The organism is Halorussus vallis, assembly GCF_024138165.1.
In the GTDB taxonomy this organism is placed as follows: Archaea; Halobacteriota; Halobacteria; order Halobacteriales; family Haladaptataceae; genus Halorussus; species Halorussus vallis.
The window spans coordinates 1981695-1996727 of record NZ_CP100000.1 but is presented as its reverse complement, the minus strand read 5'-3'; the positions used below and the strand labels follow the sequence as shown (position 1 = coordinate 1996727).

Below are 15033 nucleotides of genomic sequence, written 5' to 3'. Positions count from 1 at the left end.
ACCGACGCGACGGGATTCCGGGGGACGCGGTGATGTCGAACGCCAAGGGCGACCGCCGGGAGCGCGAACTCGTCAATAGACTCGACGAGGAGGGGTTCGCCGTGATGCGCGCGCCCGCAAGCGGGAGCGCCACCGAGCGCGAACTGCCGGACGTGCTCGCGGGCGACGGCGACGTCTTCTACGCCATCGAGGCGAAGTCGAGTTCGGGCGACCCCATCTACCTCACCGGCGAGGAGGTCGAGGCGCTGGTGTACTTCAGCCAGAACTTCGGCGCCAAGCCCAAGATAGCGGTCCGGTTCGACCGCGAGGACTGGTACTTCTTCCATCCCGCCGACGTCCACCAGACCGACGGCGGCAACTATCGCGTCAAGAAGGAGAAGGCGCTGGAGGACGGCGAGAAGATGGGGGCCCTGAGAGGCGACGACGCGACCGACGACGATTCCGACCACGGGGTCAGGGACGTGCTAGTCGCCGTCGAGCAGGGCGTGCTGTCCGTCGACGAGGCGGCCGCGATGCTCGAATAGCGAGAAGGAGTTCTACCGCTTCTACTGCGCGTTCCCGGCGACCGCGAAGTCGCTGAGTTCGGCCTGGTCGTCGTCGACCTCGTCCCGGCGGGCGAGTCGCCCGCGCGGGAACGAGTACCGGCGCAGGTGGTGGGGTTTGAGGTCGTCGCCGCGGATGCCGGCGGGAATCGGATACATCACCTCGACCACCACGTCGTCGGGTCGGTAGCGCCGGTTGTTCGGGTACTCGGCGACGGTGCAGTCCCGGTCGAGGATCTCGACCTGGTCGGCCCGCCGCATCGTCGTCTCGGCGACCACGAGGAGGTCGCCCGTCTCGCGGTCGATGACCGTCTCGCCGGGTTCGAGCGCGCACTCTGTACAGAGGTGCGGGCCGCGGTCGGTTTCGTCGACGAAGATCTCGTCGCCGCAGTTGAGACACTCGACGGCCTGCTTGCCCGGCGGCGGGACGAGGCCCTCGTTGACCTCCATCGCGACGCGCCGGAGGTGTTTGCACCGGACGCCCCGGAAGTTGTGGTCCGGGCAGGTACAGCGCCCGCCGGGGAGGTCCACGCTGTAGACGTGGCCGCTCTGGCCCTCGACCTCGTAGATGCCGCCACCGAGCGGCGTGACTGCCATTCGCTCCATCCGGGCGCGCTGTGCGCGGATGTCCAAGTCGGCCATCCGGCCCGTCGGAGCGAGCGGTGCTCGCGTTCGTTCGGAAGCTGTTGTGTTTGCCATGGCTTCCCTCTAATTGGTGCGGCGACCGCGCGACGAAAATCTGCGTCTCCACCCCGCCACTCGTCGAAATACGGTCGATTCCGCGTACTAATTCGTAGGTGCCGGACGACCCTAAGTGTTACATCTGTCAGCGCGGGAGGACAGGGGTAAGGCGGGCTTAGAGCCCTAGAAACGCCGGAATAGGGTCGGCGATTTCGGGATTTTCTCACAACGTTTCACGTGCAGGATAGAAACCGAATCTTACCGCGAATGGCGACGTTCGATTCCTCGAAAAACGGGTTCGACTGCCGCGAGGGCTGGTATCTTTGCCGACTGCGGCACCGCCAGTAGTTCTCCCGCGAGCGCAGCGAGCGGGCCGAGGAACCGTCGAAGCGGCGGCCTTTGGCCGCCGCAGAGGCGGTGACGAAGCGCTTTTGGTCCAGATTTTGCCAGCGAAGGAACGCGGCAAAGCCGCGTTCCTGAGCACAGCAAAAGGTGGAGGAGAAAGGTGGTTTCGAAGCCCTTTTAGCCACACCGGCGGAAACCCCGGCCATGGACCACGAGACGCGCCGCGAAATCGCGGTCTCGACCGCCGCCGTCGGAGTGTTCGTCGCGCTGCTGATGGGGGTCGGCGTGACGTACGGGAACGGCGGACTGACGGAGACGGGAGCGCTGGCGGTCGTGGGCGTCATCGTCCTCTTCGTGTTGCTGATGACCGGCATCGGCTTCTGGATGTCCCGGCAGTACTAGTTCGAACGTCTCGCGCGGTTCCTCTCGACTTCAGAGCGCTCTAGTGGTGGCGATGCTGTACACGGCGGTTCTACCCCTCGAATCGGCTGCGCTCGGAGGGAATCTGCCGGAGTTCCCTCGTTGCGTCGATTCAACCGTGCTCTGCTCTGCAACACCCGCTCACTTCGGCTGGATGTTCCTGTTCACCTGGAACACGTTCTCGGGGTCGTACTTCTCTTTGATGTCGACGAGTCGGTCGTAGTTGTCCCGGTACGTCGCCTCGATGCGTTCCTCGCTTTCGTCGGCGGTCTGGAAGTTGATGTAGTTGCCGCCGGTCGAGAAGGGACGGAACTGCTCCCACGCATCGCGGACCCAATCACGGTACTGCTCCCCGTTGGGGTCGTCCGGCTCCCACATACCGGCCGCTCCGTACGCGAACCGGGCGTCGCGATTGTTTACGGCCCCGTCGTCCGGGTCGCGCTCGTTGAGCGCTCCGCCGATGTGGGCGAAGACTATCTGTCCACCCGGGATGGGGTTCTCTGCGGCTAGTTCTTGGACCGTCGACAGGAGGTCGTCGCTCAACTTCGCGGTGAACTCGGTCTTCCAGTAGTAGTGATTCCCCTTCGGTTGGGTCGCGTCGAGGTAGGATTGCTGTTGAGTGTAGGGCTGTTCCCGAAGCAGGTCCACGACGGGACCTTCTAGCGCCCGAATCGGGGCGAGCACCTCGGCGGTATCGCCCAGGTCACCGCTGTAGCAGACGGTCATGGCGCAGATTCGCTCGCCGTGCCACTCCTCTGGGACGAAGGGTGCATGCGGGGCTCGACGGATGATAAGGAACACCGCGAGTTCCCTGGGCGCTTCGACGGTGAACTCCCGATAGGCGTCGAGGATCTCGTCCGCCCGCTCGAAGGGCCAGGCGATGAGTCCGCCGTAGACGGTCGGCCCGACATCGTGCAACTGGAACGTGAACGAGGTTACGACGCCGAAGTTGTGGCCGGCGCCGCGGACCGCCCAGAAGAGGTCCTCGTTCTCCTCCCGATTGGCGCGCCGGACCCGCCCGTCGGCGGTGACGATCTCGACCTCCAGCAGGTTGTCGACCGTCCAGCCGAATCGGCGGGTCAGGTAGCCGAAGCCACCGCCAAGGGTCAGGCCGGCCAACCCGGTTTCGGAGACGAAGCCTCCCGGCACGGCCAGACCGTGGAGTTGCGTTTCACGGTCCAAATCGCCGAGGAGACAGCCGGCTTGGGCTATCGCGACCTGCTCTTCGGGATCGACGATGACCCCGCGGAGTCGGGACATGTCGATGGTCAGGCCGTCGTCGGCCAGCGCCGTGCCCGCGATGTTGTGGCCGCCGCCCTTCACCGAGAGCAGGAGGTCGTTATCGCGGGCGAAGTTCACCGCGGCCACGACGTCCGCCGTCCCCGTCGGTCGGACAACGAGCGCGGGCGTTTTCTCGATCATGCCGTTCCAGATGCGCGTCGCCTCCTCGAACTCCTCGTCTTCGGGAGAGAGTAGCCGGCCGCGCAGGCGCTGGCGAAGTGCCTCGACGGTTTCCTCTGCCAGTGCGGCGGTAGTCCCGCCTCTGGTGGTGATGGTTGCTTGGGTCATGGTGTAAAGGGAACACTGCGTGCTATACGCTAGCACAAACCAAAAAGATATTCGGCGATTCCTTGCCAAGAGGCCGCTCTCTAACCGCTGTTCGAGGACGAACCGAAGACGTACCGAGAAACAGTTCGTGAAAAGGAACGGGGTATCCCCAGTGCACGTTCCGGAGTGATTACGCCGTTCCCGATAGTCGTCCGCAGGTCGCTGGTGGCAACGAAAACACGCGACCTGCGTCTCCCGACGGTTACGCGGACGATTCCGAATGAGGCCGTGCTACTGACCACCGGCGAACCCCGCTCAGCTCTCGGCTTCGCGCCAGTCGTGGACGCTCTCGGCGTCGGCCAGCGCCTCCTCGTAGTAGGCCAGCGGGTGCGAAATCGTCTCGCAGCGGTCGTCCTTGTTCACGCAGTCGCCGTAGGCCTGCATCGTCTCGCAGGTCGGCGGGAGGTACTGAGCGCCGCTATCGTCGGCCACCCGGGCGACCCGGTACTCCAGACTGGTCGCGCCCTGGCTCTCGCCGGTGAGTTCCGCGATGTCGTCGGCGTCGGCGCCGACGCTGGCGAGGAACGCGGTCAGCGAGAACGCCGAGTGGGGCGGCAGAGTTTCGCCCTCGCGCGCTCGCTCGACGAGCGCCGACACGCACGGCGGGAACAGTTCGGGCGCGAGCACGTCGATGTTGCGCGAGACGTCGACCTCCGAGAACGACTCCTCGAGTTCGCCGAGTTCGTCGGCGAGTTCCGCCTGAATCTCCTCGGGCACCTGAGTCGGGAGGCCGTCGGCGACTTGACGCCGGACCGCCTCCCGGAGCAGCGCGTGGAGTTCGTCCTCCGAGAGGGCCACTTGGCCGTCCGAGAGCTGTCGGGCGGCCAGCCGCCACTCGTCGCCGGTGAATCCCGAGGCCAGCGGCAGGTACTCGGTGACCGCCATCCGGTAGCCGTCCTGGTGGGACTCGACGGCGTCGGCGAGGTCGACCTCCGAGAGCAGGTACTCCAGGGTGACCGTCCCGCTGTCGGCGCTCCGGAGGTCGCCGTCGTCGGACACCTCGAAGTCGTCGGTGAACCGCTCGTAGGCCGTCTCGGCTTCGGCGCTCGCGTACTTCTCGACCGCGCCGGGCGTGTCGAGCATCGACACCAGCACCCGCGCCACCGGGTAGGAGAGGAGTTCGGTCTGGACGCCGGGGTGACGGGCGTCCTCGGGCGGTTCGACCGTCCCGTCGAGCAGCGCCCGGCGCACGCGCTCGACGCCGCGCTCGACCGCCGGATGGCGCGTCCCGTCGACCCGCTCGCCCGCGATGACCGCCGAGAGGTCTATCTCGGCCTCTCTGACCGCCTCCCGTGCGGCTTCGAGGAAGGGGTAGTCGGCGTGGAGCGGTTTCATACCTCCCCCATTCCGACCGAGTCGGATAAACGCCCCGGTCCGCGCAGTCGGCGTCGCTCCGGGGTGGCCGGCGCCGGCGTCGGTCGTCCCGCGGCCGAACGCTTCAGCCAGCGGGAACGAATCCGGCCGTCGTCCGGGGGTTTATCAACGAGCGCGACGTATCTCGAAACGAATGGGTGCGACCGACCCGCCCGCAGACGGTCCCTCGCCGGAGCGACTCGCCTCGGTGTTTCGAGTGTACGAAACCCGCCGCGACGGCGAGCAGATAGTGTACTACGGCGAACCGACCGTGCCCCGGGAACGGCTCATGGAAACCGTGTGGCCGCTGTTCCGCGAGTACGGTTACGAGGTGAATCTCTCCAGTCGAACCGGCGAGTACGTGCTGGTCGCCGAACCCGCCGAGACGGGCATCGACGGCTTCCCGTGGACGAACGTCGTACTGTTGTTGCTCACTGTCATCTCGACGCTCTACGCGGGGGCGGCGTGGTACCACATCGACGTCGCGCAGAATCCGGCGGCCGCGCTCCGGGCCTGGCCGTTCACCGCGGCGGTGCTCGGGGTGCTGTTGACTCACGAACTCGGCCACTACGTGATGACCCGCTACCACGGCGTCGAGGCGTCGCTTCCGTACTTCATCCCGATGCCGACGCTCATCGGGACGATGGGCGCGGTCATCCGGATGAAGGGCCAGATGCCCGACCGCGAGGCGCTGTTCGACATCGGCGTCGCCGGCCCGCTCGCGGGGCTGGTCGCCACCGTCGTCGTCACCGCCGTCGGACTGACGATGGAACCGGTGACCGTCTCTCAGGAGTTCTTAGCCAGCGCCAACACCATCGAGGTCGAGTTCGGCTACCCGCCGCTGTTGCACATCATCGCGGCCGCGGTCGGCGAACCGCTCACCTACGATACCCCGACGAAGTCGGTCAACCCGGTGGTCATCGGCGGCTGGGTCGGGATGTTCATCACCTTCCTGAACCTCATCCCGGTCGGCCAACTCGACGGCGGCCACATCGTCCGGGCGATGGTGGGCGAACAGCAGGAACGGGTCGCCGCGCTGGTGCCCGTCGCGCTGTTCGGCCTCGCGGCCTACGTCTTCTACGTCAAGCAGGTGTCGAACGCCTCGGTGCTGTGGGTGTTCTGGGGGCTGCTCGCGACCTGGGTCGCCTACGTCGGCCCGGCCAAGCCGATAGACGACCGTCGGTTGGACGTGCGCCGGAAGCTGGTGGGACTCCTGACGTTCCTGCTCGGCGCGCTGTGTTTCACGCCGGTGCCAATCGAAATCATCACCTGAGATTCGTCGCCTGAAATCGGTCGTCTCGCTCTTCGTCCGTACTCTCACGCCCCGTGAGTGTACCCGCGGTCCGCCAGCGCCTCGCCGTCCATCTCGACGCCCGATTCGGTGACCTCGCCGACCACCGATATCGGCGTCGGCGAGTCCGACCTCGCGGCCGCGAGGTCGGACTCGGGGAGCGTGAATACGAGTTCGAAATCCTCGCCGAAGAAGACGGAGAGTTCCCGAATCTCGTCCTCCCCGCCGTCACTATCCTCGACTACCGCCCGGACCGCCTCGTCGACCGGGAGCGCGTCGAACTCCACGGAGAAACCGCAGTCGCTCGCCTCCGCGAGTTGGTGGAGCGACCGCGCGAGGCCGTCGGAGGAGTCCATCATCGCGGTGGCGCGAGGTGCAAGCGCGCGCCCGGCGGCCACCCGCGGTTCGAACCGGAACAGTTCGTTGGCGCGTTCGACGTCGCCGCGGTCGAACAGTTCGACCGCGGCCGCGCTCCGACCGAGCGTCCCCGTCACGCAGACGACCTCGCCCGCGCTCGCGCCCGAGCGCAACACCGGGTCGTCGGTCCGGCCGAGCGCCGTGGTCGCGGCGGTGAACTCCCGGCTCTGGTCTAGGTCGCCGCCGACGTATTCCGCGCCGACCGCCTCGCAGACGTCGCTGGCGCCCGAGACGAACGCGTCGAGTTCGTCGGGGTCGAATTCGGTCGCGGCGTACACCGCCACCGCGGCGGTCGCTCGCGCGCCCATGGCCGCCACGTCCGACAGCGACGCGCCGACCGCCCGCCAGCCCGCGGTGTAGCGGGTCGTCCCGTCGGGGAAGTCGGTCGTCTCGTGGAGCATGTCGGTCGTCAGCACCTGCCCGTCCACGACCGCGGCGTCGTCGCCGGCGCTCGGCAGTCGGTCGGCGATGGCCGCCAAGGCCGCCCGCTCGTCCATGCACTTCGATTGCGTCCCGGCGGAGAAAAGTGTCCTGTCTTTGCTGCGAGACATCGGGTTCGGTGGGACGTGTGTCGTATGGGGGTCGTACCCGCGCGCCACGTGGGACGTTCAACCTTCGAAACCGCCGGTGAACCAAACCACAGGAGCGCCCGGAAGATCAACCGGCAGGGCGGGACTTTCGAGGCGGTCACGTTTCCAGTTACTGCTGCAATTCGTCGCGAGTGTTCGCTGGCTTCCGGTTTCAGAATTCGAAGTGGGAGCTACAGGGTGCCCGTAATAACTAGTCTCCCTAGCCATCGTTCCGAACCGTTCTTCGGTGGCTTCAAGCCCCAATCCCCCGTCGGTCGAACCGATGGACGTAGACCTCGGGGAAGCGCGGTCCGTAGCGGTCGGATTCGGTGCCGCCGTCGTCGTCCTGCTGGGCCTCTACTCGCTGGTCGGACTGGACGACGTGGCGGCGGCGCTGACCCACGCCGACCTGCCTCTCGTCGCGGCCGTCTGTGTCGTCGCGGTCGGATGGCTCCTCGCGTGGAGTCTCGCGCTCCGGACGGTGCTGTCGGTCATCGCGGTCACGGTGTCGGTCCCCCGGGCATTCCTGCTCTTCTCGGGCGCGACGTTCGCCAACAACATCACGCCGTTCGGGCAGGCGGGCGGCGAACCGTTCAGCGCCCTGCTCGTCTCCCGGACGACGGGCACCGAGTACGAGAACGGCCTCGCGGCGGTCGCCAGCGTCGACACCCTGAACTTCGTCCCGTCGGTTTCGTTCGCGCTCGTCGGCGTGGGCTACTACACCGCGAAGTTCACCGTCGGCGACCGCGTCGAGTTCGCGGCCGTCTCGCTGGTCGCGCTGGCGCTCGCGGTCCCCGCCGCGGCCTACCTCGCCTGGCGGAACCGCGACCGGGCGGCCGACCTCGCGGTCGGCGTCGTCGGCCGCGTCGGCGGTACGCTCGGGCGCGTGCTCCCCCGAGTCGACCCGCCCGAGGAGGCCACGATCCGGCGACGCATCTCGGGCTTCTTCGCGGCGCTCGAACGGGTCGCGGGCGACCGTCACCAGCTCGCGCTCGCGCTGGCGTTCTCTGCGTTCGGGTGGTTGCTGTTGTCCGTCTCGCTATGGCTATCGTTGCTCGCGCTCGGCCACCAGGTCCCGTTCGCCGCCGCGCTGTTCGTCGTCCCGCTGGCGAGTGTCGCGGGAGTCACGCCCCTGCCGGGCGGCCTCGGCGGCGTCGAGGCCGCACTCGTCGTGCTCATCGTTCCTGTGACGGGCGTCGACGCCCAGACCGCGGCCGCGGCCGCGCTCATCCACCGCGGGGCGACCTACTGGCTGCCCGTCCTGATCGGCGGGAGCGCCACCGCGATGCTCGAAGCCGACAACGCCTACGGCGTCGGCGAGTGAGCGCGCGGGGCGGGGCCGCGAGGAATCCGGCGGACGCGTCGGCTTGTAACGATGGCTTTAAACGCCGCGGAACGGAATTCGTGGGTATGACGACGCTCTACGACGTTCCCGCGGACGACCTCATCGAGGCGGTCGCCGCGAAGCTCGAGGACCGAATCGACGAACCCGACTGGGCCACGTTCACCAAGACCGGCACGCAGCGCGAACTCCCGCCCGAGCAGGAGAACTTCTGGTACCTCCGAACGGCCAGCGTGCTCCGCAAGGTCGCCACCAACGGGCCGGTCGGCGTCGAGCGCCTCGCCACCGAGTACGGCGGCAAGAAGGACGGCTCGAACCGCTACCAGGTCGCGCCCGAGCACCGCCGCAACGGCAGCCGGAAGATCATCCGGACGATGCTCCAGCAGCTCGAAGACGAGGACCTCGTCGACACCGAGGGCGGCGCGGGCCGCATCGTGACCGGCGAAGGTCGCAGCCTGCTCGACGACACCGCGGGCGAGGTCATGGAGGACCTCGACCGCCCCGAACTCGAACGCTACGCCTGAGCGCTCCGCCGCTTTTTCGCGCCGTCGAACCCCGACTCCGATAGCGCCGCCGACGTTCGACGACCCCCGCGCGCCGGCCGCCCTCCGTAATCATTTTTGGCCGTGCGCGTTAACGAACGAGTAGTATGAGCGACAGCCCCGACGACGAACGACTCGAAGAACTCCGCAAGCAGAAGATGCAGGAGATGCAGGAGCAGGGCGAACAGGAGGAGGCCCAACAGCAGGCCCAGCAGCAGGCCGACGCCCAGAAGCAGGCGCTGCTCCGCAAGTACCTCACCGACGGCGCGCGCAAGCGGCTCAACTCCGTCCGAATGAGCAAGCCCGACTTCGCCGACCGCGTCGAACAGCAGATTCTGGCGCTGGCCCAGAGCGGCCGGGTCAACGGCCAGATAGACGAGGACAAGATGAAAGAGCTCCTCCGCGAACTGAAGCCCGACTCGAAGAGCTTCAACATCCGGCGGCGCTGAGATGGAACTCGGACTCCTCTACAGCGGCGGGAAGGACTCGACGCTGGCGGCACTCCTGCTCGACGACTTCTACGACGTGACGCTGGTCACCGCCCGGTTCGGCGTCACCGACGCGTGGGAGCACGCCCGCGAGACGGCGGAGGCGACCGGCTTCGACTTCGACACCGTCGACCTGGACGAAGCCGTGGCCGAGGAGGTCGTCGACCGAATGCGCGAAGACGGCTACCCGCGCAACGGCATCCAGCGAGTCCACCAGCACGCGCTCGAATCGGTGGCCGACATGGGGTTCGACGCGGTCGCCGACGGCACCCGGCGCGACGACCGGGTGCCCTCCATCTCGCGGGCGCAGGCCCAGAGCCTCGAAGACCGCCACGACGTCGACTACATCGTCCCGCTGGCCGGGTTCGGCCGCGCGGCGGTCGACCGGCTTGTCGGCGCGAAACTGTCGGTGACGACTGGCCCGAGCGAGGAGATACCGAAGGCCGACTACGAGGACGAACTCCGGACGCTACTGGCCGACGAACACGGCGAGGCGGCCGTCGCCGAGGTGTTCCCCGACCACACCCAGACCTACGTGACCGGCTTTCGCTGACCCGACTCCGACGACCGACTCCCCACGGTTTCCGGCGGTCGGATGTCGACCGCCGCAGGGAGCCTCGCCCGAACGGAAGCTTTCAAGCGCGCGCTCGCCCAATCCGAGCACATGTACGACCGAATCAAGGGCTTCCGGGACTTCTACCCCCCGGAGATGAGCGCGCGCCGCGAGATGTTCGACACGCTCGAAGAAACCGCGCACCGGTACGGCTTCCGGGAGATCGGGACGCCCGCGCTCGAACGCACGCAGATGTACGTCGACAAGAGCGGCGAGGGCATCGTCGACGAACTCTATGCATTCGAGGACCAGGGCGGCCGCGAGGTCGCGATGACGCCCGAACTGACCCCGACGGTCGCCCGGATGGTTGTGGCGAAACAGCAGGAGCTCACCAAACCCATCAAGTGGGTTTCGACCCGGCCGTTCTGGCGGTACGAGGAACCCCAGCAGGGCAGGTACCGCGAATTCTACCAGCTCAACGCCGACATCTTCGGTTCTTCGGACCCCAGCGCCGACGCCGAAATTCTCGCCTACGCCGCGGACGCGCTGACGGGACTCGGACTCACCGCCGACGACTTCGAGTTCCGGGTCAGCCACCGCGACATCCTCGGCGGCCTGCTCGAATCGTTCGACGCCGACGTGGACGCTCGAGCGGCGATCCGCGCGGTCGACAAGAGCGAGAAGGTCGACGAAGCCGAATACCACGGCCTGCTCAACGACGCCGGCCTCTCCTACGACCAGGCCGAGCAGTTCGACGCGCTGCTCGACAAGAGCGAGGAAGATCTGGACGACCTCATCGAGTTCGCGGGCACCGACCGCGTCGAGGCGGCGGTCACGAACCTCCAGGACGTCCTGGCGGCGACCGCCGACTTCGGCGCGCGGGAGTACTGCGAACTCTCGCTCCGGACCGCGCGCGGCCTCGACTACTACACCGGGGTCGTCTTCGAGTGCTTCGACTCGACCGGCGAGGTCAAGCGGTCGGTGTTCGGCGGTGGTCGTTACGACGACCTCATCGAGAGCTTCGGCGGTCAGCCGACGCCCGCCGTCGGCGTCGCGCCGGGGGTCGCGCCGCTCTCGCTGCTCTGTCAGCGCGCGGGCGTCTGGCCCGAGGAGGAGGCGACGACCGACTACTACGTCCTGCAGGTCGGCGACACCCGCGACGTCGCGTCCGAAATCACCCGCGAGCTACGCGAGCGCGGCTTCGTCGTCGAAACGGACGTCTCGGGGCGGAGCTTCAGCGCACAGCTCGACTACGCCGACTCCGTCAACGCCGAGACGGTTGTCATCGTCGGCGAGCAGGACCTCGCCGACGGGAACGTGACGATCAAGGACATGGCCTCCGGCGACCAGACCCAGGTGCCTGTCGACGATTTCCCGCCCGAAGACGAGCACCGGCCGACCTACGAGGACTTCGAGTAGTTGCGAGATTGAATCTTTTTGTCGGCGTCCCTCGTAGCGCCGACCATGAACCAGCGTTCGTTGCAGTTCGAGAAGAGTCGACTGCTCTTGGTCCTGACCGTCCTGACGTTCGGGCTGACGGCGTTCGCGGCGGTGCTGGGCCTGGAGTTCCTCGTCCCGAGCATCTTCGTCCTCGGCTTCTTCATCGCCGTCCCGCTGGTCGCGCTCATCGGAGAGAAGTTGCCGATAGTCGAGAGCGAGAACGAGAGCGACGGCGCCCGGGCCGACCAAACGCCCGCGTCGGACGAACCGGTGGCGAGGCTCCGCTCGCGCTACGCCGACGGCGAACTGACCCACGACGAGTTCGAGCGCCGCCTCGAACGACTGCTGGAAACCGAGAACGTCGAGGCGGCCGGTTCGAGGGAGCGGGCGTTCGACCGCAAGTGACGCGTCTCCCGGGTCGTCCGAAGAGTGGCGAACAGACGGCACGAACGAGACGCGGGCGGAGACGCTCGGTCTCCGCCCGCGTCTCGAAGAGCGAATCGCGGAGGGACGTACCGTGCAATCGCGGAACCCTCCGCGGCGAGTGCTACGTCACGGGGCGGGTTGGCCGCGGCTTCGTACTTGAACGTTCGGCAGTGTCTCCGGTGTCGCATTGGTATCCGTGGTTGCGGTCGAGACGTTCCGGTGGACGCGCCTTCCGCCAAACTAAGTACCTCCGCCGCCGACACCGAGTTGAGCACCATGCGAGCGTTCCGGGTCGCGTACGACGGTCGCCCCTATCACGGCTTCCAGCGCCAACCCGACGTGCCGACGGTCGAGGGACGTATCTTCACCGCGCTCGGGCGTCTCGGCGTCGCCGACGGAAAGCCCGAGGGCTACGCCGCGGCGGGCCGGACCGACGCCGGCGTCTCGGCGGTCGCTCAGACCGTCGCTTTCGCGTGTCCCGACTGGCTCACGCCCCGGGCGTTCAACAGCGAACTCCCGGCGTCGATTCGGGCGTGGGCCGGCGCCGACGCGCCCGCGGGCTTCCACGCGACTCACCACGCCGAGTATCGAGAGTACGTCTACCACCTGTACGCGCCCGACGCAGACCTCGAACGTGCGGAATCGGCGCTCGCAGAACTCCGCGGCGAGAACGACTTCCGGAACCTCACGTCGGACGACGAGAACACCGTACGGGAGCTACGCGGCGAGGTGTCGCGGGACAGCGACTACCTGGTGTTCCGCCTTCGAGCCGGCGGGTTCGCCCGCGAGATGGTCCGCAGGGTCGTCTCGCTCGTCCACGCGGTGGCGTCCGGCGACGCCGAGTTGGGGAAGGTCGCGCGCGTTCTCGGCCCCGAACCGGTTACCGGGCCCGAAGGAGTCGCGCCCGCGCCGGCGGCGCCGCTCGTGCTGGTGGACGTGGAGTATCCGGAACTGGAGTTCTCGGTCGACGACGCGGCCACCGAGAGCGCGCGAGAAGTGTTCGAGTCACTCTGGGAGGAGCGGGCGACCGGCGCGCGCGTAGCGGACGAAGTGCTCCAGCGAGTCGAGTGAACGCGAGCGGAGTGTGAGCGGGGGATGCCGGCTGAGACGGCCGTCTCAGTACCCCTGCAGGCCGATATCCCCGAACGCGGAGTAGGTAGTGACGCCCGCGGAGTGCGGCAGTTCGTACGTCGGCGCTTCGAGTAGCAACCAGGCGTACACCCGCTCGCCTTGAATCGGGTCGCCGCTCACGTACTGCGCGGGGTGGTAGAACGCGAGTTCCGCGTCCATGTTCTCGACCCTGGTCGCCTCTCCGATTTCGCCGGCCCGCTTGCGGACCACCACCATCTCCTTCGTCTCGTCGAGCGGAATCGAGACGGTTTCGGAGCCGTTCGGGTTCGAGAACTGGACGACCGAGTGCTCGTTGCCCTGGAGGTAGAACTCCGACTCCGGCGTCGTCCACTCTTGGCCGTCGAAGACCCTGGTTCGGACGCCGTTCGCGGTGCCGGGCGTCACGTCTATCGCCCACGCGGAGACGTAGAACTGGACGGGACCGTCGTTCTTGCGCTCGCGCTCGAACATGAACTCCGTCACGTACCCGGGTCCCTGGCGCTGCCACACCGGCCTGAAGACGCCGTCTCCGTAGAACTCGTAGGAGATGTGGTAGTTGTACGGGCCGAACCGGTGCCCGGAGTGGAAGTCGACCGCGTTCGGTAGCGCTCCAGTGTGGAAGTGCGTCCGGAACCGGAACCCCTCGGGACGCCGGCCGGTCTTGGGATACGACGTGAGGCTCAGCACGCCCGGTCCGCCGAACGACTGGCTGTGGATGTCCCAGTAGAGGAGTTCGCCGCTGAACACAGGTTCGTCGTTCGGGAACAGCCACTCCGCCGTGCTTCGGCCGTTCCGCCGCGGCAGGTCGTAGCCGGTGAAGGTGACGTACGGTGCGACCTTCGCGAACACCGGCTTGCCGTTGAATCCGGCCGCGACCTCGGCGCCCTGGGTGGTCGGCGGCGTCCACTCGACGTTCCATCCCGCTCGGTCGATAGTCCGGGAAACTTGCTCGATGTTGTGGTACCCCCGTACACCGGTGATCTGCGGCCGCTTATCTTCGGGAATCTCGGGAATCCGTCCGAGTCGCGTCCCGCCGTTGGGCGTGATCGACCGCGCGATCTCCTGCGCCGGGTGTTCGACGAACCGGTCGACGACGGTGACGTCAAGTAGCTTCGGGTCGTCCGGATTCCGCACGTCGAGGAACGCGCTCAGGACCGAGAGCTTCCCGTCGTCTTTGAAGAAGTACGCGGTGGGCGTGACCGCCCCGTGGGGGTAGTCAGCGTATCCGGTGATACTCTCGGCGACCTTGACCAGCGGGTACCACTCCCGGTTCGCGAGGTGCTGCCAGACCCGTTCTTTGGACAGCACGAACTCGTGGCGGCGTCGGCCCGGTTGACCGCCGAAGCTCCGCTCCCACGTGACGTCCTCCGGTTCAGTGAGCTGTAGAGCGACCAACTCGTCGGTTCGACGGTCGACCAGACCGTAGGCGACCTGCCGGTCGTTCGCCGTGACGTCGAACGTCCCGGACGCGACGGTTCCTTCGGCGCTCATGTCGGTGGTCCCCTGGACGCTGATCGAATCCAGGTGGTTGGTCAGCGGGTCGTAGGCCTCGAACGCCCCGATCCAGTCGCGAGCGACCTCGTTCACGCGAGCGTCGGAGAGCAACACCTCCAACGACTTGCGCTTGCGGTACGACCACAGCGCCTTGTAGTCGTAGTCAGAGACGTCTCGCGTTCCGATTCGTCGCGCGTTCGTTATCCGTTTGCCCGGTTCCGGCGCGTTCTGCGACCTGCGTTCGGTTGCGACTGCACGGTCCCCGACGGTCGCCGTGGCGACCGCACCCGTGCAGAGTCCCGCCAGGAGTCGTCGCCGGCTGATTCCCCGAATCGCGTCCGTGCGATTTTCTCGCCCCATGGTAACGATACCCAACACCGTCTGCTGGTAGTTAACAATGGTCTAAGGTATC

Annotated in this window: 16 protein-coding genes; 10 read left to right on the top strand and 6 right to left on the bottom strand. The window is 67.2% G+C overall.

Annotated features, from left to right (window positions below):
• Positions 1 to 32 precede the first annotated feature (32 nt).
• On the top strand, positions 33 to 524 hold the full coding sequence (hjc, locus tag NGM07_RS10115) for a Holliday junction resolvase Hjc (protein ID WP_382194235.1): 492 nt from the start codon (positions 33 to 35) through the stop codon (positions 522 to 524).
• A 21-nt stretch (positions 525 to 545) separates the two neighbouring features.
• Here the strand turns inward: hjc and NGM07_RS10110 are convergent, their stop codons facing one another.
• Together NGM07_RS10110 and NGM07_RS10105 are read right to left on the bottom strand one after the other, a co-directional pair.
• Positions 546 to 1241, bottom strand: a complete 696-nt coding sequence (locus tag NGM07_RS10110) for an SWIM zinc finger family protein (protein ID WP_253510729.1) — start codon at positions 1239 to 1241, stop codon at positions 546 to 548.
• A gap of 215 nt (positions 1242 to 1456) precedes the next feature.
• On the bottom strand, positions 1457 to 1774 hold the full coding sequence (locus tag NGM07_RS10105) for a hypothetical protein (protein ID WP_253510726.1): 318 nt from the start codon (positions 1772 to 1774) through the stop codon (positions 1457 to 1459).
• Between NGM07_RS10105 and NGM07_RS10100 the strand changes: the two genes are divergently transcribed.
• On the top strand, positions 1773 to 1970 hold the full coding sequence (locus NGM07_RS10100; RefSeq protein ID WP_253510723.1) for a DUF7472 family protein: 198 nt from the start codon (positions 1773 to 1775) through the stop codon (positions 1968 to 1970). The two genes, NGM07_RS10105 and NGM07_RS10100, sit on opposite strands and share 2 nt — an antisense overlap.
• A gap of 159 nt (positions 1971 to 2129) precedes the next feature.
• On the opposite strand, the gene NGM07_RS10095 is transcribed toward NGM07_RS10100, so the two are convergent.
• Positions 2130 to 3557, bottom strand: a complete 1428-nt coding sequence (locus tag NGM07_RS10095) for an FAD-binding oxidoreductase (protein ID WP_253510720.1) — start codon at positions 3555 to 3557, stop codon at positions 2130 to 2132.
• Between the two features lie 294 nt (positions 3558 to 3851).
• Entirely contained in the window at positions 3852 to 4931 is a 1080-nt protein-coding gene (locus NGM07_RS10090; RefSeq protein WP_253510717.1) for a DNA primase large subunit PriL, read from the bottom strand.
• A gap of 172 nt (positions 4932 to 5103) precedes the next feature.
• On the opposite strand from NGM07_RS10090, the gene NGM07_RS10085 reads away from it, so the two are divergent.
• Entirely contained in the window at positions 5104 to 6222 is a 1119-nt protein-coding gene (locus tag NGM07_RS10085; RefSeq protein WP_253510714.1) for a site-2 protease family protein, read from the top strand.
• Between the two features lie 44 nt (positions 6223 to 6266).
• Here the strand turns inward: NGM07_RS10085 and thiL are convergent, their stop codons facing one another.
• On the bottom strand, positions 6267 to 7154 hold the full coding sequence (thiL, locus tag NGM07_RS10080) for a thiamine-phosphate kinase (RefSeq protein WP_253510711.1): 888 nt from the start codon (positions 7152 to 7154) through the stop codon (positions 6267 to 6269).
• Positions 7155 to 7509: 355 nt separating this feature from the next.
• Between thiL and NGM07_RS10075 the strand changes: the two genes are divergently transcribed.
• The 7 genes from NGM07_RS10075 to truA all read left to right on the top strand — a co-directional run bounded on the left by NGM07_RS10075 (position 7510) and on the right by truA (position 13088).
• Positions 7510 to 8550, top strand: coding sequence for a lysylphosphatidylglycerol synthase transmembrane domain-containing protein (locus NGM07_RS10075; protein WP_253510708.1), 1041 nt, complete (start codon positions 7510 to 7512; stop codon positions 8548 to 8550).
• 86 nt (positions 8551 to 8636) lie between these two features.
• Positions 8637 to 9092 (top strand): 30S ribosomal protein S19e, encoded by a 456-nt coding sequence (locus NGM07_RS10070; RefSeq protein ID WP_253510705.1) that lies wholly within the window; start codon positions 8637 to 8639, stop codon positions 9090 to 9092.
• 125 nt (positions 9093 to 9217) lie between these two features.
• Positions 9218 to 9559, top strand: a complete 342-nt coding sequence (locus tag NGM07_RS10065; RefSeq protein WP_253510702.1) for a DNA-binding protein — start codon at positions 9218 to 9220, stop codon at positions 9557 to 9559.
• A gap of 1 nt (position 9560) precedes the next feature.
• Positions 9561 to 10151 (top strand): DUF7411 family protein, encoded by a 591-nt coding sequence (locus NGM07_RS10060; RefSeq protein ID WP_253510699.1) that lies wholly within the window; start codon positions 9561 to 9563, stop codon positions 10149 to 10151.
• Between the two features lie 111 nt (positions 10152 to 10262).
• A complete protein-coding gene (gene hisS / locus NGM07_RS10055) occupies positions 10263 to 11570 on the top strand; it encodes a histidine--tRNA ligase (protein WP_253510696.1) in 1308 nt (435 codons plus the stop codon).
• Between the two features lie 45 nt (positions 11571 to 11615).
• Positions 11616 to 11996, top strand: coding sequence for an SHOCT domain-containing protein (locus NGM07_RS10050; protein WP_253510694.1), 381 nt, complete (start codon positions 11616 to 11618; stop codon positions 11994 to 11996).
• A 297-nt stretch (positions 11997 to 12293) separates the two neighbouring features.
• Complete coding sequence (gene truA, locus NGM07_RS10045) at positions 12294 to 13088, top strand: tRNA pseudouridine(38-40) synthase TruA (protein WP_253520174.1); 795 nt, start codon at positions 12294 to 12296, stop codon at positions 13086 to 13088.
• A gap of 45 nt (positions 13089 to 13133) precedes the next feature.
• Here the strand turns inward: truA and NGM07_RS10040 are convergent, their stop codons facing one another.
• Positions 13134 to 14981: a hypothetical protein gene (locus NGM07_RS10040; RefSeq protein WP_253510691.1), complete on the bottom strand. Its 1848-nt coding sequence runs from the start codon at positions 14979 to 14981 to the stop codon at positions 13134 to 13136.
• Positions 14982 to 15033: the final 52 nt, after the last annotated feature.

Excerpts from the sequence above, each read along its gene's own strand:
- hjc (WP_382194235.1), top strand. The coding sequence starts at position 33 with ATGTCGAACGCCAAGGGCGACCGCCGGGAGCGCGAACTCGTCAATAGA.
- NGM07_RS10110 (WP_253510729.1), bottom strand. The coding sequence starts at position 1,241 with ATGGCAAACACAACAGCTTCCGAACGAACGCGAGCACCGCTCGCTCCG.
- NGM07_RS10100 (WP_253510723.1), top strand. The coding sequence starts at position 1,773 with ATGGACCACGAGACGCGCCGCGAAATCGCGGTCTCGACCGCCGCCGTC.
- NGM07_RS10105 (WP_253510726.1), bottom strand. The coding sequence starts at position 1,774 with ATGGCCGGGGTTTCCGCCGGTGTGGCTAAAAGGGCTTCGAAACCACCT.
- NGM07_RS10095 (WP_253510720.1), bottom strand. The coding sequence starts at position 3,557 with ATGACCCAAGCAACCATCACCACCAGAGGCGGGACTACCGCCGCACTG.
- NGM07_RS10090 (WP_253510717.1), bottom strand. The coding sequence starts at position 4,931 with ATGAAACCGCTCCACGCCGACTACCCCTTCCTCGAAGCCGCACGGGAG.
- NGM07_RS10085 (WP_253510714.1), top strand. The coding sequence starts at position 5,104 with ATGGGTGCGACCGACCCGCCCGCAGACGGTCCCTCGCCGGAGCGACTC.
- thiL (WP_253510711.1), bottom strand. The coding sequence starts at position 7,154 with ATGGACGAGCGGGCGGCCTTGGCGGCCATCGCCGACCGACTGCCGAGC.
- NGM07_RS10075 (WP_253510708.1), top strand. The coding sequence starts at position 7,510 with ATGGACGTAGACCTCGGGGAAGCGCGGTCCGTAGCGGTCGGATTCGGT.
- NGM07_RS10070 (WP_253510705.1), top strand. The coding sequence starts at position 8,637 with ATGACGACGCTCTACGACGTTCCCGCGGACGACCTCATCGAGGCGGTC.
- NGM07_RS10065 (WP_253510702.1), top strand. The coding sequence starts at position 9,218 with ATGAGCGACAGCCCCGACGACGAACGACTCGAAGAACTCCGCAAGCAG.
- NGM07_RS10060 (WP_253510699.1), top strand. The coding sequence starts at position 9,561 with ATGGAACTCGGACTCCTCTACAGCGGCGGGAAGGACTCGACGCTGGCG.
- hisS (WP_253510696.1), top strand. The coding sequence starts at position 10,263 with ATGTACGACCGAATCAAGGGCTTCCGGGACTTCTACCCCCCGGAGATG.
- NGM07_RS10050 (WP_253510694.1), top strand. The coding sequence starts at position 11,616 with ATGAACCAGCGTTCGTTGCAGTTCGAGAAGAGTCGACTGCTCTTGGTC.
- truA (WP_253520174.1), top strand. The coding sequence starts at position 12,294 with ATGCGAGCGTTCCGGGTCGCGTACGACGGTCGCCCCTATCACGGCTTC.
- NGM07_RS10040 (WP_253510691.1), bottom strand. The coding sequence starts at position 14,981 with ATGGGGCGAGAAAATCGCACGGACGCGATTCGGGGAATCAGCCGGCGA.